This is a genomic window from Nocardiopsis potens DSM 45234, from assembly GCF_000341105.1.
Classification (GTDB): domain Bacteria; phylum Actinomycetota; class Actinomycetes; order Streptosporangiales; family Streptosporangiaceae; genus Nocardiopsis_A; species Nocardiopsis_A potens.
Genome location: NZ_ANBB01000016.1, coordinates 61,742 through 84,591 on the forward strand (window position 1 = coordinate 61,742; position 22,850 = coordinate 84,591).

19 protein-coding genes are annotated in these 22,850 nt (G+C 75.3%); 11 read left to right on the forward strand and 8 right to left on the reverse strand.

Annotation, left to right across the window (positions count from 1 at the left end):
* Positions 1 to 522: 522 nt before the first annotated feature.
* Entirely contained in the window at positions 523 to 1,794 is a 1,272-nt protein-coding gene (locus D459_RS0106530; protein WP_017592196.1) for a glycosyltransferase, read from the forward strand.
* Here the strand turns inward: D459_RS0106530 and D459_RS0106535 are convergent.
* From D459_RS0106535 to D459_RS0106545, 3 genes are all read right to left on the reverse strand, one after another.
* Complete coding sequence (locus D459_RS0106535; RefSeq protein WP_020380074.1) at positions 1,746 to 2,621, reverse strand: DMT family transporter; 876 nt, start codon at positions 2,619 to 2,621, stop codon at positions 1,746 to 1,748. The two genes, D459_RS0106530 and D459_RS0106535, sit on opposite strands and share 49 nt — an antisense overlap.
* Positions 2,622 to 3,254: 633 nt before the next feature.
* Positions 3,255 to 4,751, reverse strand: a complete 1,497-nt coding sequence (locus tag D459_RS0106540) for a sensor histidine kinase (RefSeq protein WP_017592198.1) — start codon at positions 4,749 to 4,751, stop codon at positions 3,255 to 3,257.
* Between the two features lie 5 nt (positions 4,752 to 4,756).
* On the reverse strand, positions 4,757 to 5,458 hold the full coding sequence (locus tag D459_RS0106545) for a response regulator transcription factor (protein ID WP_017592199.1): 702 nt from the start codon (positions 5,456 to 5,458) through the stop codon (positions 4,757 to 4,759).
* Positions 5,459 to 5,718: 260 nt separating this feature from the next.
* Here D459_RS0106545 and D459_RS0106550 point away from each other — a divergent pair, with 260 nt between their 5' ends.
* The 6 genes from D459_RS0106550 (at position 5,719) to D459_RS0106580 (ending at position 13,151) form a co-directional block, all read left to right on the forward strand.
* Entirely contained in the window at positions 5,719 to 6,624 is a 906-nt protein-coding gene (locus D459_RS0106550; RefSeq protein ID WP_017592200.1) for a universal stress protein, read from the forward strand.
* Positions 6,625 to 6,800: 176 nt separating this feature from the next.
* Positions 6,801 to 7,781, forward strand: coding sequence for an NADPH:quinone oxidoreductase family protein (locus D459_RS0106555; protein ID WP_017592201.1), 981 nt, complete (start codon positions 6,801 to 6,803; stop codon positions 7,779 to 7,781).
* 150 nt (positions 7,782 to 7,931) lie between these two features.
* Positions 7,932 to 8,726 carry an SDR family oxidoreductase gene (locus tag D459_RS0106565; RefSeq protein WP_017592203.1) on the forward strand — a complete coding sequence of 265 codons (795 nt, stop codon included), beginning with the start codon at positions 7,932 to 7,934 and terminating at the stop codon, positions 8,724 to 8,726.
* A 355-nt stretch (positions 8,727 to 9,081) separates the two neighbouring features.
* The gene (locus D459_RS0106570) at positions 9,082 to 10,236 is read left to right on the forward strand and encodes an anhydro-N-acetylmuramic acid kinase (protein ID WP_017592204.1); all 1,155 of its coding nucleotides are present in this window, start codon (positions 9,082 to 9,084) and stop codon (positions 10,234 to 10,236) included.
* Positions 10,237 to 10,422: 186 nt separating this feature from the next.
* Positions 10,423 to 10,971, forward strand: coding sequence for a hypothetical protein (locus D459_RS33525; protein ID WP_081620469.1), 549 nt, complete (start codon positions 10,423 to 10,425; stop codon positions 10,969 to 10,971).
* Between the two features lie 365 nt (positions 10,972 to 11,336).
* Complete coding sequence (locus tag D459_RS0106580; protein WP_026120113.1) at positions 11,337 to 13,151, forward strand: phosphoenolpyruvate carboxykinase (GTP); 1,815 nt, start codon at positions 11,337 to 11,339, stop codon at positions 13,149 to 13,151.
* Positions 13,152 to 13,312: 161 nt separating this feature from the next.
* Here D459_RS0106580 and D459_RS30945 read toward each other — a convergent pair whose 3' ends face one another.
* From D459_RS30945 to D459_RS0106600, 4 genes are all read right to left on the reverse strand, one after another.
* Entirely contained in the window at positions 13,313 to 13,837 is a 525-nt protein-coding gene (locus D459_RS30945; protein ID WP_017592207.1) for a MarR family winged helix-turn-helix transcriptional regulator, read from the reverse strand.
* Positions 13,837 to 14,463 carry a DJ-1/PfpI family protein gene (locus D459_RS0106590; RefSeq protein WP_017592208.1) on the reverse strand — a complete coding sequence of 209 codons (627 nt, stop codon included), beginning with the start codon at positions 14,461 to 14,463 and terminating at the stop codon, positions 13,837 to 13,839. The genes D459_RS30945 and D459_RS0106590 overlap by 1 nt, the downstream gene beginning before the upstream one ends.
* A 1,893-nt stretch (positions 14,464 to 16,356) precedes the next feature.
* Positions 16,357 to 17,091: a YqeB family protein gene (locus tag D459_RS0106595; protein WP_017592209.1), complete on the reverse strand. Its 735-nt coding sequence runs from the start codon at positions 17,089 to 17,091 to the stop codon at positions 16,357 to 16,359.
* A 160-nt stretch (positions 17,092 to 17,251) separates the two neighbouring features.
* Positions 17,252 to 18,463, reverse strand: coding sequence for a pyridoxal phosphate-dependent aminotransferase (locus tag D459_RS0106600; RefSeq protein WP_017592210.1), 1,212 nt, complete (start codon positions 18,461 to 18,463; stop codon positions 17,252 to 17,254).
* A 98-nt stretch (positions 18,464 to 18,561) separates the two neighbouring features.
* On the opposite strand from D459_RS0106600, the gene D459_RS0106605 reads away from it, so the two are divergent.
* From D459_RS0106605 to D459_RS0106620, 4 genes are all read left to right on the forward strand, one after another.
* Positions 18,562 to 19,278 (forward strand): winged helix-turn-helix transcriptional regulator, encoded by a 717-nt coding sequence (locus D459_RS0106605; protein ID WP_017592211.1) that lies wholly within the window; start codon positions 18,562 to 18,564, stop codon positions 19,276 to 19,278.
* Positions 19,279 to 19,345: 67 nt separating this feature from the next.
* Complete coding sequence (locus D459_RS0106610) at positions 19,346 to 20,446, forward strand: sialidase family protein (RefSeq protein WP_026120114.1); 1,101 nt, start codon at positions 19,346 to 19,348, stop codon at positions 20,444 to 20,446.
* Between the two features lie 4 nt (positions 20,447 to 20,450).
* Positions 20,451 to 20,738, forward strand: coding sequence for a MoaD/ThiS family protein (locus tag D459_RS0106615; protein ID WP_017592213.1), 288 nt, complete (start codon positions 20,451 to 20,453; stop codon positions 20,736 to 20,738).
* Between the two features lie 349 nt (positions 20,739 to 21,087).
* Positions 21,088 to 21,750, forward strand: coding sequence for a TIGR03086 family metal-binding protein (locus D459_RS0106620; RefSeq protein ID WP_017592214.1), 663 nt, complete (start codon positions 21,088 to 21,090; stop codon positions 21,748 to 21,750).
* Positions 21,751 to 21,906: 156 nt separating this feature from the next.
* Here D459_RS0106620 and D459_RS0106625 read toward each other — a convergent pair whose 3' ends face one another.
* The gene (locus D459_RS0106625; RefSeq protein ID WP_152522911.1) at positions 21,907 to 22,728 is read right to left on the reverse strand and encodes a DedA family protein; all 822 of its coding nucleotides are present in this window, start codon (positions 22,726 to 22,728) and stop codon (positions 21,907 to 21,909) included.
* Positions 22,729 to 22,850: the final 122 nt, after the last annotated feature.

The following is a 22,850-nucleotide window of genomic DNA, read 5'->3' on the forward strand; positions in this document are numbered from 1 at the left end:
GCGGACGGGAAGTGCGCCGGACTTCCGCCGTTTTCCCGGCCGTTCTCCGATCCGGTGCGGAAAACCCATTCCATCCGCTTCCGCGGCACCGCGGAGCGGTGCGCCGGAGCCGCCGGCGCCGAGGGTCACGGTTGGGAAACGCCCCGGTCAGCGGGGCCGGGAGGGGAACGGGGCGGAGCTCGGAGACGTTTGGACCGGATAGCGGGGGAATGAACCCCCGATACGGGGTCGGCCGGAAACGGCCGAGGGCGGCGGCCTGCGGATTCCTTCCTCATTCGCAGCCGCCGCCCGCTGTTTCCTGGCAGTTTCCGCGGCGGGATCATACGCTCGGTAAACAGTCGGCAACACCGATGGAGAAACGGGGCCGGGGCCGCGGGGCGCGCAGTATCGTCCCCGACGAGCAGAGGGCCGGACCGCGTGCGGGCGCCTCCGGCGGAAGGGGCCGGAGGAGCCGGCCGGAGGCGGGCCCGCCACCGACGGCGCGGTTCCGTTCCTCCGCGCACACCCCTCAGGAGGGCCGCCATGGCCGCCAAGTCGACGACAGCACCCCGGGAGCGGACGGACAGCGGGCGCGGCCCCGGGAAGGAGCCCCGGCTGCGGGTGCTCATCGGCAGCGACACCTACCCCCCGGACGTCAACGGGGCCGCCTACTTCACCGAGCGGCTGGCCCGCGGACTGGCCGCGCGCGGCCACGACGTGCACGTGGTGTGCGCCTCCACCGCCGGCCGGCCCGGGGTGCACCGGGCCGGCGGGGTGGTCGAGCACCGGCTCCGGTCGATGCCGTCGCTGGTGCACGAGAGCGTCCGGCTGGCGCTGCCGCCCGGTGCCCCCGGCCACCTGGACCGGCTCCTGGCCCGGCTGCGGCCGGACGCGGTCCACGTGCAGAACCACTTCCTCGTCGGCCGGCTGCTGCTCGGCGCGGCCCGCCGGTGCGGGGTGCCGGCGGTGGCCACCAACCACTTCATGCCGGAGAACCTGTTCAACTACCTCTACGTCCCCGGGCCGCTCCGGTCCGGCATCGGCCGGCTGGCCTGGCGCGACTTCCGGCGCGCGCTGGCCGGCGTGCAGCACGTCACCACGCCCACCCGGATCGCCGCCCAGCTCCTGCTCGACCAGGGGTTCGACCGGCCGGTGGAGGCGGTGTCCTGCGGGATCGACCTGGAGCGGTTCCACCCGCCCGGCGGCGGCCCCGGAGAGCGGGCCCGGATCCGCGCCCGGCTCGGCGTGCCGGACCGGCCGACCTTCGCCTTCGTCGGCCGGTTGGACGAGGAGAAGCGCATCGAGGACCTGATCCGCGCGGTCCGCCGGGTCCCGGTGGACGGCGCCCAGCTGGTGCTGGCCGGCACCGGCGCGCAGCGGGCCCGGCTGGAGCGGCTGGCCGAGGAGGAGGGCGTCTCGGACCGGGTGCGCTTCCTCGGGTTCGTGCCGGAGGAGGACCTCCCGCTGGTCTACCGGGCCGCCGATGCCTTCGCCATCTCCGGGATCGCCGAGCTGCAGTCGATCGCCACCCTGGAGGCGATGGCCAGCGGGCTGCCGGTGGTGGCCGCGGACGCGATGGCCCTGCCGCACCTGGTGCACGTCGGCCGGAACGGCTACCTCTACGAACCGGGCAGCGCGGACGACCTGGCCAAATACCTGGGGGCGATCCTGGCCTCGGCCGGGGAGCGGGCCCGGATGGGCGCGGAGAGCAGGGAGATGGCGGCCCGGCACGACCACGAGCGGTCGCTGGACCGGTTCGAGCGGATCTACCGGGACGTGGCCAGCCGGTCGGCGGTGCTCGGCTCCGCCCCCTGAACCGGCTCCGGCCGCGAGGACCGGGCCAGCACCACCACCCCGACCGCGCCGACCACCGCGGCGACCACCGCGATCGTGCCGTTCACCGGGTCGGTGGGCAGCCGCTCGCCGAAGCAGAGCACCCCGATCAGGGTGGCCGCGATGGGGTCGCTGATCAGCACGATCGCGTAGGCGAGCGCGAAGTGGCCGGCCCGGTAGGCGTTCTGGGTGAGCAGCCCGCCGGCCAGGCCGACGGCGACCGCCAGCGCGGTCAGCGGGTGCAGCACCGCGGCCGGGTCGTCCACCGCGACGCTGCCGATCACCCGGCCGAAGGCCGAGGCGACCGCGTAGGCGATGCCGCCGCCCAGGGCCAGCGCGCAGGCCCGGGTGCAGTCGTTCCGGGCCCGGCCGACCAGGGTGCAGGCGAGCATGGCGCCGGCGCCGACCAGGCCGATGACGACCATGTCGGAGGCGCCGGGGTGCGGGCCCTCGGAGGGCGGGATGGTCGACAGCAGCCCGGCGAGCGCGGCGGTGACCGCCAGCGCCCCGAGCACCTGGGGGGTGCTGAGTCTGCGCTTCTTGAAGAACGCGGAGAGCATCACGGCGAAGAGCAGGCCGCTGATCCCGATGGGCTGGATGACCACCAGCGGGGCGTGCCCGAGCGCCCACAGGTGGGCCCCGATGCCGAAGAAGGAGAGGGCGGTCCCGGCCACCCAGAGCGGGCGCCGCGCCATCGCGCGGATCAGCTGGAGCTGGCCGATGCCGGTGAACGGCGCCGAGGTCAGCGCCCGCTCCTGGAAGGCGGCCCCTGCGGCCGCGGCGAGGGCCCCCACGATGGCGGTCGCCACAGCCCACAGCATCAATGGTCCGCCCTTCCCGGTGCCGATCGGGCACCGAAGCGCGCATATCCGCCCTGGTCAGGCGGTTTCGGACAAGGCCCTTGCGCTTCGCCGCTGATCCGGGCACACGGGTGCCGGAGGTGTACTGCGGCGCGTGCCAGAGGAGTGGGAACACCGGGCGGCGAAGGCTACCTGAGGTTACTCCAGCTCAGGGATAAAGGGAGCATCAAGGGCTCTCTACCGGGACCGACGCGGAGAGCGGTGCGGATATTCCCCATGGGCTCCCCTGTGACGGAGCACCGGCGATGCGGCCATGGCGTGCGCGGACGGCACCAGGGACCGGAACCATCGCGAGGGCGGGGCTCAGCGGCGCGGCACCGAACGGCCGAAACCGGACGAATTTCGCGGCGCACTTGAATCAACGGCAGACCACGTGTTCGGCACGGAACGGCACGTTTCCGTCGACGCGCCCCGCACCCGAAGCCCTCCGGCCGGCGGTCCCGCCCTGCTCCCCCGGGCCCCTCCTTCTTCCCGGCCCCGGCGGCCGGTGCGCGGGTTCCCCGGGGAGCGTGCTTCTCGGGGGAGCCGGGAGCGCCGGCCTCCGATGCGGCTCTGCGCGGGGCCGAGGCTCCCGCCCCGTGATCACCCCCGGTCTGCGGGCGGTGGACCGCTCGGTGGTCCGTTCGGCGGTGCGGGCGGCGGTCCGCCCCGGGGGGCGGGGGTGTCGTTCGGGGCGGGGGGTTCGGCCATGGTCGGCAGGGTGAAGCCGATGACCGCGCCGCCCCCCTCGCGGTTGGCGGCGAACACCGTGCCGCCGTGCGACCGGACGATCTCCTCCACCATGGACAGCCCCAGGCCGGAGCCGGGCAGCGCGCGGGCGGCCGGGGAGCGGAAGAACCGCTCGAAGACGTGGCCCAGCTCCGCCTCGTCGATGCCCGGGCCGCGGTCGCGGACCTCCACCCGGCCGTTCCGGACCGAGATCTCGATGGGCGCGGTGCCCTCGGCGTCGAACTTGGCGGCGTTCTCCACCGGGTTGGACAGCGCCCGCTCCAGTGCGGTCGGCCGCCCGTGCACGGTGCTGCCGTCGGCGTCGACCACGACCTCGCGGCCGGTCCGCCGCCGGGTGCGCTCGGCCACCCGCTCGGCGAGCCCGGCCAGCGGCACGTCCCGGGGCCGCTCGTCCTCCCGGGTCCCGGTGGCGAGCTGCACCAGCTCGTCCACCAGCCCGGACAGCTCCCGGGTCTCGCCCTGCAGGTCGTCCAGGAGCCGCCGCTGCGCGTCGGGGGAGAGCCGCTCGAACGAGCGCAGCACGCTCACGTTGGTGCGCAGGCTGGTCAGCGGGGTGCGCAGCTCATGCGAGGCGTTCTGCACCAGGCGCCGCTTCTCCTCCTCCGAGCCGGCCAGCCGGGCGAGCATGGCGTTGAACGCCCTGCCCAGCCTGCCCACCTCGTCCGGGGAGTCCCCGCCGTTCTCCGGCGCCACCAGGTCCAGCCGCCCGGTCGAGCTGACCCGCTCGGCGGTCTCGGTGAGCAGCACCAGCCGGCCGGTGACCCTGCGCGACACCAGCCAGCCCGCCCCGGCGGCGCAGAGCACCACCAGCGCGCCGACGCCGAGGATCTGCAGCGCCAGCACGTCCAGCATCCGCTCCATCGGGGAGAGGCGCTGGCCGATCTGGATGGCGCCGCGCCCGTCGCCGATGGAGACCGTGGCGATCCGGTACTTCTCGCCGTTGCTGGCGTCCTCCCTGGTCCGCATGGCCCCGGGGGCCTTCTCTGCGGCGACGGCCCGGTCCGAGGGCCGCACCGGCAGCACCTCGATGCCCTTGTCCGCGCCGATCGGCACCGATACCGCGCCCGAGGAGCTCAGTCCCTGGTAGGTGAAGGACTCGGAGTGCAGGAAGTTCAGCGTGCCCCCGGAGCCCAGGGCGAGCGACGGGCTGCTCAGCTCCGAGGAGAGCTGCTCGGCGGTCGCCTCGAACTCGTCCTGGGCGTCGGAGCGGATCAGCAGCGCCGCGGTGCTGTAGCCGAGGGTGCCCATCAGCAGCCCGACGACCGCCGTCACCAGGGCGAACAGTGCGGCGAACTTGGTCCCCAGCCGCCAGCCGCCCGGCGAGCCGAGTCGGCGCAGCACGTCGTGCACCGTGCTCACTCCCCCTGGGGGCGCAGCGTGTAGCCGACGCCCCGGACCGTCTGGATCAGCGGCGGCGCGTCCGGAGCGTCCAGCTTGCGGCGCAGGTAGCTGATGTAGACCGCGAGGTTCTTCGACTCGGGGCCGAAGTCGTAGCCCCAGATCCGGTCGTAGATCGTGGAGTGGTCCAGGACCAGGCCGGCGTTGCGGGCGAGCAGCTCCAGCAGGTCGAACTCGGTCTTGGAGAGCTCCACCTCGCGGCCGCCGCGCCAGACCCGCCGCGCCCCGGGGTCCAGCCGCAGGTCGCCGACGTACAGCACCGGGTCGGTGCCCTCCTCCGGGGCGGGCGCCGCGCGGCGCAGCAGGGCGCGGATGCGCGCCAGCAGCTCGTCCAGCTCGAAGGGCTTGGGCAGGTAGTCGTCGGCCCCGGCGTCCAGGCCGGCGACCCGGTCGGGCGTCTCCACCCGGGCGGTCAGCATCAGGATCGGGGTGCGGTCGCCCTCGGCGCGCAGCACGCGGGTCACGCCCAGCCCGTCGACGCCCGGCATCATCACGTCCAGGACCAGCAGGTCGACCGGGCCCCCGTGCACGGTCGCGATGGCCTGGACGCCGTCCTCCGCGGTCAGCACGTCGTACCCCTCCAGCTGGAGCGCGCGCTCCAGGGACTCGCGGATGGCACGGTCGTCGTCGGCGATGAGCACGCGGCTGGAGGAGGTCATGGGCGCAATGCTCGCCCATCCGGGTGAGATGAGGGTAAGAGGACACGGCGGATCGGGTGAGCGGTGCCGGCGGAGAGGGGCGCGGGCCGGGTGCGGACCGGGCGCGGGTGAGGGGGAGGCCACCGGGTGCCGTGACGGACGGGACTCCGCCGCGGTGCCTGCCCCCGCCGACCGCGGGGTATGACCCTGCACAGCCGCCCCGCCGGGCGGGGAGCCGCCCGGGGCGCGGGGGAGTCCCGATGGAGAGCGAGGAACGCGAGATGGGTTCCGTTTCCGGACAGAACTGGGTCGTGGTCGGCGTGGACGGCTCGGACTCCAGCAGGTACGCGCTGGAGTGGTCGGCCAACCAGGCGGCCGGTTACGGCCTGGGCGTCCGCATCGTCACCGCGGTCTGGCCGCCCGACTCCGAGGGCCTGTTCGGGGAGGGGATCCGGTTCCGGGAGGGCGAGGAGACGCCCCGGGAGCACGACGCGCGGGCGCTGCTGGCCTACGCGCGCGACTGGGTGCTCCGGCTCTTCCCGGAGCTCGATGTGGAGACGCGGGAGGTGCACGACCGCCCGTCCCAGGCGCTGCTGGACGCCGCCGGGGAGCCCGGCGTGGCCTGCGTGGTGGTGGGTTCGCGCGGGCTGGGCGGGCTGGCGTCGGCGTTCGTCGGCTCGGTCGGCGTGGAGCTGGCCGCGAAGTCCCCGGTGCCCACGGTGGTGCTGCCCAAGTCGCACGAGACCGCGGAGGGGAGGCGCGGCCGGATCGTGGTGGGCGTGGACGGCTCCGAAGCCGGCGGGCGCGCCCTGGACTTCGCCTTCCGCCAGGCGGAGCGGAGCGGCGCGGAGATCGTCGCGATCTGCGCCTGGCAGCCGATGGCGGCGTTCGCCTCCTCGATCGGCCCGGTGCCGCCGGAGGCCTTCGACGACGAGGTGGTGGAGGCGGCGGCGCGCCGCACCGCGGAGGCCGCCCTGGAGGAGCCGAAGAGCCGCCACCCCGAGGTCGCGGTGGAGCTGCGCACCGTCCGGGCCCACCCGGTGGTGGCCATGCTGGAGGAGAGCACCCCGGCCGACCTGATCGTGGTCGGCTCGCGCGGCCGCGGCGGCTTCAAGGGCCTGCTGCTGGGCTCGGTCAGCCAGTCGGTGCTGCACGGCGCGCACGGCCCGGTCGTGGTGGTGCGCTGACGCCGGTCGCCCCCTTCATTCCCCGATCAACGGCAGGGGGAGGGGCGCTCCGCGGTCTGCGGCCGCCTCCGCCCGGCCGACCCTTGACGGTCGGGAGGCGGGCACGGTTCACTTGCCGGAACCGACCGGTTGGTATCTGTGCTCGAAGGGTGGAGGCGGCAGTGAAGGCGTTGCGGGTGCACGGTCCGGGTGAGCCGAAGGACGTACTGGTCGCGGAGGAGGTCGACGTCCCCCGCCCGGGCGAGGGCGAGCTGCTGGTCCGGGTGCGCGCGGCCGCGGTCAACTTCCCCGACGCCCTGCTCTGCCGGGGCATGTACCAGGTCCGGCCGGACCCGCCGTTCACCCCCGGCGTGGAGCTCTGCGCCGACGTGGTGGAGGCCGGCCCCGGCGCGCCCGCCTCCGCCCCGGCCCCCGGTGCCCGGATCATCGGCGGCACCGCGCTGCCCGCCGGGGCCTTCGCCGAGTACGCGCTGGTCCCCGCGGACGCGGCCTTCCCCGCACCCGAAGCGCTCGACGACGGCGAGGCCGCCTCGCTCTTCATCGGCTACCAGACCGGCTGGTTCGCGCTGCACCGCCGGGCGAACCTGCAGCCGGGGGAGACCGTCCTGGTGCACGCCGCCGCGGGCGGCGTCGGCAGCGCCGCGGTCCAGCTGGCCAAGGCGGCCGGAGCCCGGGTGATCGGCGTCGCCGGCGGGCCGGAGAAGGCGCGCATCGCCCGCGAGCTCGGCGCCGACGTGGTGGTCGACCGGCACACCGAGGACTTCGTCGCCGTGGTCAAGGAGGAGACCGGCGGGCGCGGCGCCGACGTCGTCTTCGACCCGGTCGGCGGCGACTCCTTCGCCCGCTCCACCAAGTGCATCGCCTTCGAGGGCCGCATCGTCGTCATCGGCTTCGCCAGCGGCGACATCCCGAAGCAGGCGCTCAACCACGTGCTGATCAAGAACTACTCGCTGCTCGGGCTGCACTGGGGGCTGTACCGGCAGCGCGCGCCCCAGCACATCCCCGCCTGCCACGAGCGGCTGACCGAACTGGCCACGAAGGGCCTGATCAAGCCGCTGGTGAGCGAGCGGATCGGGTTCGGCGGCCTGGCCGACGGCGTGCAGCGGCTCGCCGACGGCTCCACCACCGGCCGCCTGGTGTTCGACCCGACCGCCTAGACCACCCCCGATGACCTCGGCGCCGTCGCCGTCACGGTCGGCTTCGAGACGGCGACGACGCCGAGATCATCGCCCGGATGCCCGGATGCCCGGATGCCGACCCTCGTCCCCCGCCCCCGATCCACCGCGCAGAAAGGCAGGACCCTCCCCATGCCAGGTCCGTTCTCCACCCCCGGCAGCACCGCGGTCGTCACCGGCGGCGCCGGCGGCATCGGCCGGGCGATCGCCGAGCGGCTGCTGGCCGACGGCGCCGCGCACGTGGTCGTCGCCGACCTCGACGCCGGGCGGGCCGAGGCCGTCGCCGCCGAACTCGGCGACCGGGCCACCGCCGAGGCGTTCGACGTCGCCGACGAGCGGGCCGTGGCCGAGGCCGCCGCCCGGATCGAGGCCGAGGTCGCCCCGATCGACCTGTGGTGCTCCAACGCCGGCGTCGCGGCCGGCGCGGGGCTCGGCGACGACCGGGACTGGGAGCTGTCCTGGCGGGTGCACGTGATGGCGCACGTCTACGCCGCGCGGGCGGTCCTCCCGCGGATGGCGGCGCGCGGCGGCGGGCACCTCATGGTCACCGCGTCCGCGGCCGGGCTGCTCACCAACCTGGACACCGCGCCCTACACGGTGACCAAGCACGGCGCGGTCGCCCTCGCCGAGTGGCTGTCGATCCGGCACGCGGAGGAGGGCATCTCGGTGTCCTGCCTGTGCCCGCAGGGCGTGAACACGGCGATGACCGCCGGGGACTCGGCGGAGGCCTCCACCCGGCTGGGCGGCGCCTACCTGGAACCCGCCGAGGTCGCCGACTCGGTCGCCGCGGCGCTGCGCGACGGCTCCTTCCTCATCCTCCCGCACCCCGAGGCGGCCGTCTTCGAGCAGCGCCGCGCCACCGACCGGGACCGCTGGCTGGCCGGCATGCGCCGGGCCTGGGCCAAGCTCTCCGCCACCCGCTCCTGACCGGCCCGCGCGCCCGCCGAGGGACGGGAGCCTCCTCGGATCAGGGCCGCCCGCTCTTCGGGCGACCGCGGGGCGGTGCGGGGGCCGGAGGACGCCCGGAGGCCCGTGCCCGTGCGCCCGGTGCGGGCCGGGCGGGAGAGCACCGGCGCCGGCTCCCCCCGGGGGGCGCGGGGTCCAGGGATCACCGGGGCCGAAGCGGGGAAGGACGGTAGCCGGGCCGGTTCCCCGCTCCGGGCGGGGCGCCCGGCCCGCGCCGCAGACGGTTCCGACGAACGGAGGCCCCCGTGCCCGCCCGATCCCCCTCCGGTCCGCCCCGCCGCCCGCGCCCCTGCGGGCCCGCAGCCGGGGAGGCCCGATGATCGTGCTCGGGCTCTCCTCGGGGACCTCGGCGGACGGGATCGACGTCGCAGCGGCCGACCTGCGGCTGGACGGCGACGAGGTGCTGCTGCGGCCGCTGGGCCACCGCACCGACCCCTATCCGGACGGGCTGCGCGAGGAGGTCCTCGCCGCGCTGCCGCCCGCCCGGGTCACCCTGGAGCGGGTCTGCCGGATCGACGCCGGGATCGGCCGGGCCTTCGCCGCGGCCGCGGTCCGCGCGGTCGCCGAGCTGTGCCCCGGCGGCCGGGCCGACCTGGTGGTCTCGCACGGCCAGACGCTCTACCACTGGGTGGAGGACGGCGAGGTGCGCGGATCGCTCCAGCTCGGCCAGCCGGCCTGGATCGGCGAGGCGACCGGGCTGCCGGTCGTCTCCGACGTGCGCGCCGCCGACATCGCCGCCGGCGGCCAGGGGGCGCCGCTGGCCTCGGTGCTCGACGTGCTGTGGCTGGCCGGGCGGGGCCTGCCGGCCGCCGCGCTGAACATCGGCGGGATCGCCAACGTCACCGTGGTCTCCCCGGGCGCCCCGCCGGAGGCGTTCGACACCGGGCCGGGCAACGCGCTGCTGGACGCCGCCGCGGAACTGGCCCCCGGCGCCGCGCGGATGGACGCCGGCGGCGAGCGGGCGCTGCGCGGCCGGGTCCACCCCGCCCTGCTGGAGCGGCTGCTCGCCGAGCCCTACTACGCCCGCCCGGCGCCCAAGTCCACCGGCAAGGAGCTGTTCAACCGGGTCTACCTGGAGCACGTGCTGGACGGCCTCGGCGCCGACTGGGACGACGTCTTCGCCACCCTCACCGAGCTGACCGCGGTGACCGTGGCCGACGCCTGCCGGTCCCGCGGCGTCGCCGAGGTCGTCGCCTCCGGCGGCGGGGTGCGCAACCCCGCCCTGATGGCGGCGCTCCGCTCCCGGCTCGACCCCGCACCGGTCCGCGACTCCGCCGAACTGGGCCTGGACGGCGACGCCAAGGAGGCCTACCTGTTCGCCCTGCTCGGCTTCCTCACCTGGCAGGGCCTCCCGTCCACGGTCCCCGCCTGCACCGGCGCCCGCCACCCGGTCCTCTCCGGCCACCTCACCCGCCCGGCCCCGCACACCGCCCTCCCCTCCGGCCTGCGGATCCTCCAAGAGGAGGAGTGAGACCGTCCGTGCGGGTCGGGGACTCCGGGTGCTTGAAGGCGTTTCCGGGCGTCGCGGCCGTCTGAAAACCGGGCGGGATCCGGGGCCGATGGGAACAATGGGACCGACCGGTGCGTCGCAGGGGCGCGGGCGGTCCGGTGGGCCGGGGACGAGCGGACGGAGGACGGAACCGTGCAGGCTGCTTCGGTGAGGACGGGCGGGCTACTGGCCGGCGGTGCGCTGGTGCTGGCCGCGGCGGGGTGCGGGGCGGAGCCGCCGGACCGGGGGGACGCCGAGGAGGAGGCGCTGCAGAAGCAGGCCGGCCTGGGGGAGAGCGGGATCGCGCTGACCGTCCGGGAGGCCGGGGAGTTCGGCGACATCGTCGCGGACGGGGACGGCTACACGCTCTACCTGTCCACCCGGGACGGCACCGAGCCGCCGTTCTCCTCCTGCACGGGGGAGTGCGCCGAGCAGTGGCCGCCGGTCCCCGCCGAGGGCGAGATCGAGGGCGTCGACGAGGATCTGGTCGGCCGGGTGGTGCGGGAGGACGGCGAGGAGCAGCTCACCCTCGGCGGTGCGCCGCTCTACCGGTACGCCGGCGACGTGGAGCCCGGGGACGCCAACGGCGCCGGCCTGGAGGGGGCCTGGTTCGCGGTGGCCCCGGACGGCACCCGGATCGAGGCGCCCGTCCCGTCCCCGCCCGGCGCCCCGTCCCAGCAGGACGGCGGCTCCGAGTGGGTCGGCCCGGGGTACTGACCGCCGCCGGCGGCGTGCAGGCCCGCGGCGGCAGGGGATCCCGGCCCTCCGGGGCGCCGCCGGAGCGGCTCCGGCGGTCCACTCGCGCGGGGGCGCCTCCCTGTGACGCATCACTCGGAGCTCCGCCGCGCCGTTCCGCCATGAAATCGGCAGAATCCGCTCTGACCTGCAATGACATCGGGTACGACGGGAGAGAGGGGCGAGGTGCCCGGAAGGCGCCGCCCCGGCCCGCACCGGCCGCGCGCCCCGTGTGCGGTGCGAATTCGTGAAAATAGACCACTGGTCTACACCTGTTGTCCAGACCAACTGGCCTGCTCGTGGGCGCATCGTCGATGATGCGGACCAGACGACGAGAAGGAGCCGCTGTGTCTGTACGTGTACCTGACACGGGTACCGAGCCCACGAGCCACAAAGAACTGAACGAGTGGGTCCGCGAGGTCGCCGCCCTGACCAAGCCGGACGAGGTGGTCTGGTGCGACGGGTCCGACGCCGAGTGGGAGCGCCTCACCGGTCTACTCGTGGACAACGGCACCTTCGTCCGGCTGAACCCGGAGCTCCGGCCGAACAGCTTCTACTGCCGCTCCGACCCCAGCGACGTCGCCCGGGTCGAGGACCGCACCTTCATCTGCTCCGAGCGTGAAGAGGACGCCGGCCCGACCAACAACTGGATCGCGCCCGCCGAGATGCGCGCGACCTTCGCCGACGTGTTCGACGGCTGCATGCGCGGCCGCACCATGTACGTGGTGCCGTTCTGCATGGGCCCGCTGGGCGGCAAGATCTCCCAGCTCGGCGTCGAGATCACCGACTCGCCCTACGTCGTGGTCTCGATGCGGATCATGGCGCGGATGGGCGAGGCCGCCCTGCGCCTGATCGAGGAGCGCGGCGACTTCGTCAAGGCCGTGCACTCCGTCGGCGCCCCGCTGGAGCCGGGCCAGGCCGACGTGCCGTGGCCGTGCAGCTCCACCAAGTACATCTCGCACTTCCCGGAGACCCGGGAGATCTGGTCCTACGGCTCCGGGTACGGCGGCAACGCCCTGCTCGGCAAGAAGTGCTACGCCCTGCGCATCGCCTCGGTGATGGCCCGGGACGAGGGCTGGATGGCCGAGCACATGCTCATCCTCAAGGTCACCCCGCCCGAGGGCGAGGCGAAGTACATCGCCGCCGCCTTCCCGAGCGCCTGCGGCAAGACCAACCTGGCCATGCTCGAGCCGACCATCCCCGGGTGGAAGGTGGAGACGGTCGGCGACGACATCGCCTGGATGCGCTTCGACGACGAGGGCCGGCTGCGCGCCATCAACCCCGAGGCCGGCTTCTTCGGCGTCGCCCCGGGCACCGGCGCCTCCACCAACGCCAACGCGGTCAAGACGCTGTGGGGCAACAGCATCTTCACCAACGTCGCGCTGACCGAGGACGGCGACGTGTGGTGGGAGGGCCTCACCGACGAGCCGCCCGCGCAGCTCACCGACTGGAAGGGCCGGGCCTGGACGCCGGAGGCCGGCGAGCCCGCCGCGCACCCCAACGCGCGGTTCACCACCCCGGCCGGGCAGGCCCCGACCATCGCCCCCGAGTGGGAGGACCCCGCCGGGGTGCCGATCTCGGCGATCCTGTTCGGCGGCCGCCGCGCCACCGCGGTCCCGCTGGTCAACGAGGCCTTCGACTGGCGGCACGGCGTCTTCCTGGGCGCCAACGTCTCCTCGGAGAAGACCGCCGCCGCCGAGGGCACCGTGGGCGAGCTGCGCCGCGACCCGTTCGCCATGCTGCCGTTCTGCGGCTACAACATGGGCGACTACTTCAAGCACTGGCTGGAGATCGGCGAGTCCGCCGACGCGGAGAAGCTGCCCCGCATCTTCTACGTCAACTGGTTCCGCAAGGACGCCGACGGCCGCATCGTGTGGCCCGGCTTCGGTGAGAACAGCCGCGTCATCAAGTGGATCGTGGAGCGCCTGGAGGGGCGGGCCGAGGCCGTCGGCACCCCGATCGGCAACGTCCCGGCCCCGGCGGGGATCGACACCGAGGGCCTGGAGCTGTCCGCCGAGGACCTGGAGTTCCTGCTCACCGTCGACACCGACACCTGGAAGCAGGAGGCCTCGCTCATCCCCGAGTTCTTCAAGACCTTCGGCGACCACCTGCCCGCCGAGCTCTGGGACGAGTACGAGAAGCTCATCACGCGGCTCGGCTGACCCGGTCGGACCGATCCGCCTCCGCCGAGGGGAGGCCCGCCAGGGGTGGGCCTCCCCTTTCCGCTTTCCGCGTCCTCCGCACTGCGGAGGCGGAGCGGGGGCGGGATGGAGGCGGGGCGGGGCGGAGGACGCGCATCCCCGGTCGGCCCCGGCAGCCCCGGTCAGGCGCGCTCGGCGCCGATCCGGTCCAGGGCGCCGGCCAGGGCGCGGATCGCCGCCTCCGCGTCGCGGAGCCCGTCCGCCCCGAGTTCGGCGGCCAGCCGCTCGGCCAGGGCACGGTGCTCCGGGTGGATCCGCCGGACGGCGTCGAGGCCGGCCCCGGTGGCGGCCAGCAGCTTGGCCCTGCTGTGCGCGGGGTTGGGGCGGTACTCGGCGAACCCCTGCTCCACCAGGGAGTCCGCGGTGCGCTGCACGGCCTGCCGGGTCAACCCCAGGTTCCGGGCGATCCCGGCGACCGGGGCCGGGGTGTGCAGCACCGACCCCAGTACCTGCCAGCGGGCGGCGGTGAGGCCGCCGGACCGGGCGAGCCCTTCGGAGACCGCGAGGAAGGCCCCGTTCAGCCGGAAGGCGCCCATCGCGGCGGCGGAGAGCAGCCGCTGCGCCTCCTCGGCAGAGCCCTCCGCGGGGGAGGGGGCCGCCGCCGGGGCGGCGGCCTCGGGCCGCGCGCCGCCCGGCTCCGGGGACATTACGCGCTCGCCTTCGCCAGCACCTCGAACGCGCTCGCGTCGCTGTGCCGGAAGAGCCGGTACCAGGCGTCGAGGACCTCGGGTTCGAAGACGTCGAGCCGGGCGAAGACCTCGCGGGCGAACGCGACCGGCTCGGTCGGCCCGGCGGTGATCAGGTCGCCGTCGGTGACCGCGTCGGCCTCCCGGTAGTGGTCGCCGCCCCGGTAGCCGGTGGCGGCGAGGTGCTCGGCCGCCGCGCCGGTGTGCTCGCGGTCGTCGAGCAGGCCCTCCCGGGCCAGCCCGGCGGTGGCGCCGCAGATCCCGGCCACCGGGACGCCGGCGTCGAGGAAGGCGCGCGCGGTTCGGGTGAACGGGGCGTTCAGTTCCGGGTCCTCGTCCCAGGAGGAGGACCCGGGCAGGATCAGCAGGACCGAGTCGGCCGGGGCGAGGTCGGCGAGGACGGTGTCGGGCAGGATCCGGCTGCCGCCCATGGTGGTGACCGGGTCCTGGGTGAGGCCGACCGTGCGGACCTCGAAGGAGCCCGGCCGCCGGTGCGCCAGGCCGTTGCGGAGGTGCGCGGTGGTGTGCCCGGTCTCCCAGTCGGCGAGCCCGTCGGGCAGGGCGAGGTGTACTGTCCCTTTGCTCATGACAGCACCTTGTCATGTCGACAACATGTTGACAAGAGGGTGCGGGGCGTTGATCGTGACGCCGTTGCCCTCAAGCGGCCGCTGCAGCGAGGAACTCGGGGAGGGGGACCGGCTGGTCGGTCGGGTGCGGCGCCCCGCGGAGCGAAGGTCAAGACGGGCGGCGACGGCGGAGGAAGGGGCGGGGCGGAGGCGGTCGCCCGGGCGCGGCGTCTCGCGGGGCGGGTGTTCAGGCCGGCGGCGAGGGCGGCGGTGGGGACCGGCTGGTCGGTCCGGTGCGGCGCATCGCGGAGTGAAGGTTCAGGCGGGCGGCGACGGCGGGGAAGGGGACCGGCTGGTCGGTCGGGTGCGGTGCCCCACGGGGTGACGGCTCAGACCAGCAGCGACGGCAGAGGCAGGGGCGGGGCAGGGTGGTCGCCCGGGTGCGGCGTCTCGCGGGGCGGGTGTTCAGGCCGGCGGCGAGGGCGGCGGTGGGGACCGGCTGGTCGGTCCGGCACGGCGCCCCACGGGGGGACGGTTCAGACCGGCGGCGACGGGGCCGGGGGGGGCGGGGCGGAGGCGGTCGCCCGGGCGCGGCGTCTCGCGGGGCGGGTGTTCAGGCCGGCGGCGAGGGCGGCGGTGGGGACCGGCTGGTCGGTCCGGTGCGGCGCATCGCGGAGCGAAGGTTCAAGCGGGCAGCGACGGCGGGGAAGGGGACCGGCTGGTCGGTCCGGCACGGCGCCCCACGGGGTGACGGTTCAGACCGGCGGCGACGGCGCCGGTGGGGGCGGGGCGGAGGCGGTCGCCCGGGTGCGGCGCCTCACGGGGTGAGGGTTCAGGCGGGCGGCGATGGCGGGGAAGGGGACCGGCTGGTCGGTCGGGTGCGGTAGGGCGGGGCGGGGCGGCAGTGGTGGGGCAGGGGGCGGGATCGCCGTTCCCGCGCCGCCCGGGCGCCGGGGCCGGCCGCCCTTGAAACCACTGCACCTCTTTGACCTGGGTGAATACGCAGGGTGATGGCGGGGTGGGGTGCACTGCGCACCGCGGGAGCACCCCGGTGATTCCCGGGCGCGCATCCCGGCCCGGATCGGCCCTCCAGGGGTCCGAATCGCCCCGGTCGGGCCGGTGTTCGGGGGTTCGAGCGGCCCGGAAGGCCGCAAGGCAGGGGGCCGGAACCCGGGCAGGGGCGGCGTGGGGCGGGATGTCGCTTTTGCCCTGCGGGGAGGGCTCGCCTTGGCCACTCTGGGTAACTGGAGAGGGGGTGGTGGGGGCTTCGGGGCTTACTACTCGCTGGTAGATGTAATCGGGGTGCTCTCGCGGTGCGCAGGGCGCCCCCGCCTGCGCCCGTTCCCCGCCGTGAACCGGGCATATGGGGATAAGGCCCCCTGGTGGGCGGGGCGCGGGCGGGCCCACCCCCACCTTCGTCGGGACCACGCGCCGGGCCGGGCCGGTGAACGCGGCGCCCGCCCCTCTCCCGCCCTCGCCGCCTGCCTGAACCTCCGCTCCGCGAGGCGCCGCGCCCGGCTGGGACGCCCGGCCTCGCCCCTTCCTTCGCCGTCGCCGCCGGTTTGAGCCGCCACCCCGTGGGGCGCCGCGCCGGACCGACTGGCCGGTCCCCTCCCGCCTTCGCTGCCTGCTTGAACCTTCGCTCCGCGAGACGCCGCACCCGACCGACCGGCCGGTGCCCCTCCCTGCCTTCGCCGCCCGCCTGAACCCTCGCCCCGCGAGGCGCCGCACCCGGGTGAGGCCTGCGCCCCGTCCCTTCCTCTGCCGTCGCCGCCTGCCTGAACCTGTATTCCGTGGGGCGCCGCGCCGGATCGACCGGCCGGTCCCCCTCCGGTCCCCTCCTGGGCGGTGTTGCAGCTGATACTGGAAACCCCCGCCGGTCGAGACGGCGACGGCGCCAAGATCAACGGGGGATCAGCCCTCGCCTCCGGCGTCCGGGATCGGGCGCCAGTACTGGCGCTTCTTCTCGTCGCGGACCACCACGCCGACCGAGAGGAGTTCGCGGCGGAGCTCCTCGGCGTCCTCCTCGCCGTCCGCCTCCAGCGCCTCGGCGCGTGCCTTGAGCAGGGCGTTGGCCTTGGCGGAGAGTTCGGGCAGGCCGTTCACCCAGCGCTTGAAGTCGCCGCGGTGGGGGTCGGACTCCAGCCAGGGCCAGCCGTGGTCGGTGAAGGCCCGGCGCACCTCGCCGGAGTTCAGGTCGCAGGGGACGCGGACCAGCTCCTCGGTGCGCGGGCCGAGCAGCACCAGCCGGCCCTCGTCCAGGAACCCGCCGTCCTTGGCCTTCGGCTCCAGGAAGACGCCGTGCACCTCGGAGCGGTCCACCTCCTCGGTGGTGCCGGTGCGGCGGAGCACCGCCCGGTCGGCGGAGACCGCCAGGCCGAGCGTGTAGTGGTGGTCCAGGAAGGCCAGGATCAGCCCGCCGACGCCGCCCACCGCGCCCGCGGCGATCGTCGACCCGGGCTCCGGGAGCGCCTCCAGCAGTTCGAACACGCCCTGGAAGGGGGCGAACGGGAGCGAGGCGACCCAGGCCGCGGCCCATCTGACCAGCAGTCCCACCCCGACGCCCAGCACGGGCAGGAGGACGTGGACGAGGATCGGGCGGGCGACGACGCTCGCCGCCCCGCCGCTGCCGCGGTCGTGAGTGCTCATACGGACCAGGCTAGGGAAGCGGGCCGCGCGCGGCATCGACCGTGCGTGCGAACCCCGGGCGACCTCGGTCGGAACCGGAGGCGGGCCGGTCGTACTTTCGGACGACGGCCCCGGCCCCGTCCCCTGCTCCCGCCCCGCCCCGGGGCACCGCGCGGCCGCCCTACTGGCGGTAGCCGGAGAGGAACCGGCCGATCCGGCCGATGGCGGCGTCGATGTCGTCCGGGTGCGGCAGGGTCAGGATCCGGAAGTGGTCCGGGGACGGCCAGTTGAACCCGGTGCCCTGGACGACGTGGATCTTCTCCTGCAGCAGCAGGTCGAGCACGAACCTCTCGTCGTCGACGATGCGGTGCACCTTCGGGTCGATCCGCGGGAAGGCGTACAGCGCGCCCCGGGGCTTCACGCAGGAGACGCCGGGGATCTCGTTCAGCCGCTCCCAGGCGGTGTCCCGGCTCTGCAGCAGCCTGCCGCCGGGCAGCACCAGGTCGCGGATGCTCTGCCGGCCGCCGAGCGCGGCCTGCACCGCGTACTGCGCCGGCACGTTCGGGCACAGCCGCATGCCGGCCAGCGTGGTGAGCCCCTCCAGGTAGTCGGAGGCGTGCCGCTTGGGGCCGGTCACCGCGACCCAGCCGGAGCGGAAGCCGGCCACCCGGTAGGCCTTGGACAGCCCGCTGAAGGTCAGGCAGAGCACGTCCGGGGCGATCTCGGCGGGGCTGTGCATGACCGCGCCGTCGTAGAGGATCTTGTCGTAGATCTCGTCGCTGAACACGATCAGGTTGTGCCGCCGGGCCAGGTCGCACACGGCCTCCACCAGCTCGCGCGGGTAGACCGCGCCGGTGGGGTTGTTCGGGTTGATCAGCACCACGGCGCGGGTGCGGTCGGTGATCTTGGCGGCCATGTCGTCCAGGTCGGGCAGCCAGTCCGCGGACTCGTCGCAGACGTAGTGCACCGCCTTGCCGCCGGCCAGGGTGACCGAGGCCGTCCACAGCGGGAAGTCCGGCGCGGGCACCAGGATCTCGTCGCCGTCGTCGACCAGGGCCTGGATCGCCATCTGGATCAGCTCGGAGATGCCGTTGCCCAGGTAGACGTCGTCCACGCCGAGCTCGGGGAAGCCCCGGTCGGCGTAGTGCTGCACCACGGCCCGGCGCGCGGGCAGGATGCCGCGGGAGTCGCTGTAGCCGTGCGCGCCGGACAGGTTCCGGATGATGTCCTGGACCAGCTCCTCGGGGGCCTCGAAGCCGAACAGCGCGGGGTTGCCTGTGTTCAGCCGGAGCACGCTGTGGCCGGCCTCCTCCAGGGCGTTGGCCTGCTCGATGACCGGACCCCGGATCTCGTACGAGACGTTGTTGAGCTTGCCGGACTGCCTGTACTCCATCGTCGCCCTTCCCTGCGGTCCCCGCCGTACCGGGGGCACTACTTGGTTCTACCAAGTGCGGACTTGGAAAGTCCAACCTGTTGTCTAGACTGTGGTCCATGCCGCGCCGAAGCTACGACCAGTACTGCGCCGTCTCCCGCGCCCTCGACGCCGCCGGCGAGCGCTGGACCCTCCTCATCGCCCGCGAACTGCTCGCCGGTCCGCGCCGCTACACCGACCTCCACGCCGACCTGCCCGGCGTCAGCACCGACGTGCTCGCCTCCCGGCTGCGCGACATGGAGCGGGACGGCCTGGTGGAGCGCCGCCGGCTCACCCCGCGCGGCGCCGCCACCGCCTACGAGCTGACCCCCCGCGGCCGGGGGCTGCTGCCGGTGCTGCGCGCGCTGGCCGAATGGGGGGCGCCCGGGCTGGCCGAGCGCCGCCCCACCGACGCGTTCCGCGCGCACTGGCTGGCGCTGCCGCTGGCCGGCGTGCTGGAGCGGGCGGCCGGCGGCGCGGCCGGCACCGTCGAGGTGCTGCTGGAGGGCGGGGCCTTCCACATCGTCCTGGAGGACGGGGGCGCCGCGGGGTACGGGGACGGCCCCGCCCCCTCCGCCGAGGCCCGGCTGACCGCCGCAGAGGAGGTCTGCGCCCGGATCGCCCGGGGGGAGCTCCCGCTGGTCGAGGCGGTGGCCGCCGGCGCCGCCGAGGTGGCCGGATCCGGCCGCCTCGCCGCGGCGCTGGCCGGCGGCGCGCAGGCTGGGGCGGCGGGCGGCGCGCCCGGAGTGCCCGGCCCCGCGCCCGCCGAGGAGGGGGCGCGGCACAGCAGAGTGTGAGCTGCACCGCATATCTGTCGGTGGGGTGTGCCAGGGTGGCGTCAACGACTCGCCTTCAGGGGGAACGATGGCGTACCTACTGGTCATAGGCACACGGAAAGGGCTGTTCCGGGCCACCTCGGATGACCGGCGGCACTGGGAGGTGAGCGGGCCGCTCCGCCTCGACGACGACGGCTATGCCGACATGATGGGCATCTACGCCGTCGGCATCGACCCGCACACCCGCCGGGTGCTGGCCGGCGCGGAGAGCCCGCACTTCGGCCCCAGCGTCTGGCACAGCGACGACCTCGGCCGCACCTGGTCCGAGCCGGAGAAGGCGCCGATCGCCTTCCCCGACGACGTCGAGGAGTCGCTCACCCGGGCCTGGCAGTTCGCCTTCACCGGCGAGCCCGGCGAGGTCTACGCCGGCGCCGAGCCGCACTCGCTGTTCCGCTCCACCGACGGCGGACTCCACTTCGAACTGGTCCGCGCGCTCTGGGAGCACCCGCACCGCAAGGACTGGTTCCCCGGAGCGGGCGGCGGCGCGGTGCACACCGTCATCCCGGGACGGGTGGACGCCCGCGGGACCGACCCCCGGGCGGTGACCGTCGCCATGTCCACCGGCGGCGTCTACCAGACCCGGGACGGCGGCGCCTCCTGGGCGCCCGCCAACGCCGGCATCACCGCCACCTTCCTGCCGGAGGAGACCCCCGAGTACGGCCAGTGCGTGCACAAGGTCGCGGTCGGCCCGGACGGCGCCTTCTACGCGCAGAACCACCACGGGGTGTTCCGCAGCACCGACCCGGCCCAGGGCTGGACCTCCATCGCCGACGGCCTGCCCAGCGACTTCGGGTTCGCCCTGGTGGCGCACCCCGGCCGCCCGGGGACCGCGCTGAACTTCCCGGTGATCAGCGAATCCTGCCACCTGCCGCCGGAGCACCGGCTGCGCCCGCACCGCACCGACGACGGCGGCCGCAGCTGGTACCCGGTCGACGCGGGCCTGCCCACCGAGCCCTACTACGGCATCGTGCTGCGCGACGGGGCCGCCACCGACGGCGCCGAGGAGCCCGGGTTCTACTTCGGCACCCGCTCCGGCGACGTCTACGCCACCGTCGGCGATTCCGGCTCCTGGACCCAGGTCGCCGCGCACCTGCCGGACGTGCTCTGCGTCCGGGCCGCGGAGGTGTAGCGCGGTGTCGGTGACCGTGATCCTGCCCCAGGTCCTGCAGGCCGACGCGGGCGGCGCCAAGCACATCGCGGTGGAGCGGCCGGCCGGCGGGGAGCCGCTCCGCGCCGTCCTGGACGAGCTCGCCCGCCGCCACCCGCGGCTGGACCGCCGGGTCCGCGACGAGCAGGGGGCGCTGCGCCGGTTCGTCAACGTCTTCGTCGGCGACGAGGAGTGCCGGGCGCTCGCCGGGCTGGACACCCCGGTGCCGGACGGCTCCGAGGTGCGCATCCTCCCGTCGGTGGCCGGGGGCTGAGAGGGTCGGCGGCGGCCGCCCGGGAGCAGGGCCCTGGAGCCCCGGGGTCCCGGAGCGGAGCCCCGGCGCCGCGGAACGGAGAAGAGCGGAAAAAGACCAGCGGACCCGTGAGGAGGACCGGAAGCGGAGCCGACGGGACGGCACCGTCCCGCGCAGAGCCCCGCTGACCTGCACCTGAGCCGCGCGCAGCGGAGGATCCGGCCGCGCCGCCGACACCCCGGCGGAGGGCCCGGCCGGCCCCTCCGCTCCGCCGTGCCGGAAAAATCTCCGCGGAAACCGGCGAGTTTTCGATCCCCGCCCGGTCTCAACCTGTGCGAGCGAGGTGGACCCGGAAGCAGGAGGGGCCGGAATGGGCGGACGGACGGTGCAGGGCGGGACGATCGAGAGCGGGGTCGGCGCCGACCCGCTGGCGGCGCTGACGGCGCGCGACATGGCGGGCGACCTGCTCGGACCGGAGCTGCTGCGGCAGGCGGTGGGCCTGGTCCTGGGCGCGGTCCAGCGGGTGGAGCCGGAGATGCTGGCCGAGCCGACCCCCTGCCCGGCCTGGGACCTGGAGATGCTCCTGCTGCACGTGGCCGACTCGCTGGCCGCGGTGGAGGAGGGGACGGGCGCGGGCCGGGTCGGGCTGGTGCCCGGGCCCGGCGCCGTCGAGGAGGAGCACGGGGCGGTGTCGGCGGTCCGGATCCGGGCCTGCCGGCTGCTGCCCCCGGACCGGGCGCGCCGCGCGGGGGCGGCCGCGGTCGGCGACCGGTCGATGGGCGTCGCGGCGCTGGCCGGGGTCGGCGCCCTGGAGCTGGCCGTGCACGCCTGGGACATCGGCCAGGCCTGCCGCCGCCCGGTCCGGATCCCCGCCGCGCTCGCCGCGCAGCTGCTGGACATCGCCCCGCTGGTGGTCACCGACGCCACCCGGCACCGCCTGTTCGGCCCGCCGGTCCCCACCGCCCCGAACGCCCCGGTCGGCGACCGCCTGGTCGCCCGCCTCGGCCGCACTCCGTCCCCGCTTCCGGGCTGACCCCGGCCGCGGGCGGGGGTGCCGCCTGGCCGCGCCCGCCTCGGCCGTGCCCTGTTCCCGTTTCCGGGCCGACCCCCGGCCGCGGGCGGGGGGACGCCTCCCGGCCCGTCCGCCGGACCGGAGGTGCCCGTCCGCCGGTCCGGAGCGCTACTCGGCCTACTCGGCCTCCCGGGCCGGGGCCTCCTTCGCGGCGGCCTCCTGTTCGGCGGCCTTGCGGGCCGCGCGGCGGCTCTCCCGGACGCCGGAGAGCACCGCGAGGCCGACGATGATGGCCAGGCTGACCCAGAGCGCGTACTTGTCCACCAGCAGCACCACGTCCACCGCGTGCTGCCCCAGGCCGTAGCCGAGGCCGGCGACCAGCCCGGTCATCGCCAGCGCCCCCGCGATGTCCAGGACCAGGAAGGTCACCAGCCGCATGCCGGTCCACCCGGCCAGCGCGTAGACCAGGGCGCTGGGCACCCCGGGCAGCACCGCGGCGAGCACCCCGAGCCGCAGGATCCACGGGTTCAGCTCCTGGGCCCGGGCGGCGAACCGCTTCGCGCGGTCGCCGGAGGCGAACAGGTCGACGATGCCCCGTCCCCACTGCCGCCCGGTCCACCAGAACAGCCAGTCGAACTTGGCCATGCCCACGGTCCCGGCGAACACCGCGAGCCAGAGCGGGATCTCGCCGATCCGGGCGAACGCGGCGGCGGAGCCGACCGCGGCCTTGCTCCCGGTGAGGAACTCCAGCAGCACCGGGTTGGAGGCGATCAGGTAGGGCCGGACCGGAAGCAGCACCATCATCAGCGCGAAGATGCCGAGGATCGAGCCGAGCAGCGCCTTGTCGGTGGTGGTCGCCTTGCCCTTCCAGGGCAGCACGTCGCGCAGGGTCGGCTGGGCCGGCCGGGGCGGATCGCCGCCGCCCTCCGGTGCGCCCTGCACGCCCTGCTCCTCGGGGAGGTCTCCGCGGGCGCCCGGGCCCGTCCGCGCTGTCGTCATGCCCACGAGTGTGGCGGACCGGTGGGCCGGGGGACAGACGCGGGAGTCACCGCACCGGTGTGAGCGGCGCGGAGGGGCGGGATGACGGATGTCATGCCGGCCCGCGCGGACCTGTCCTGGAG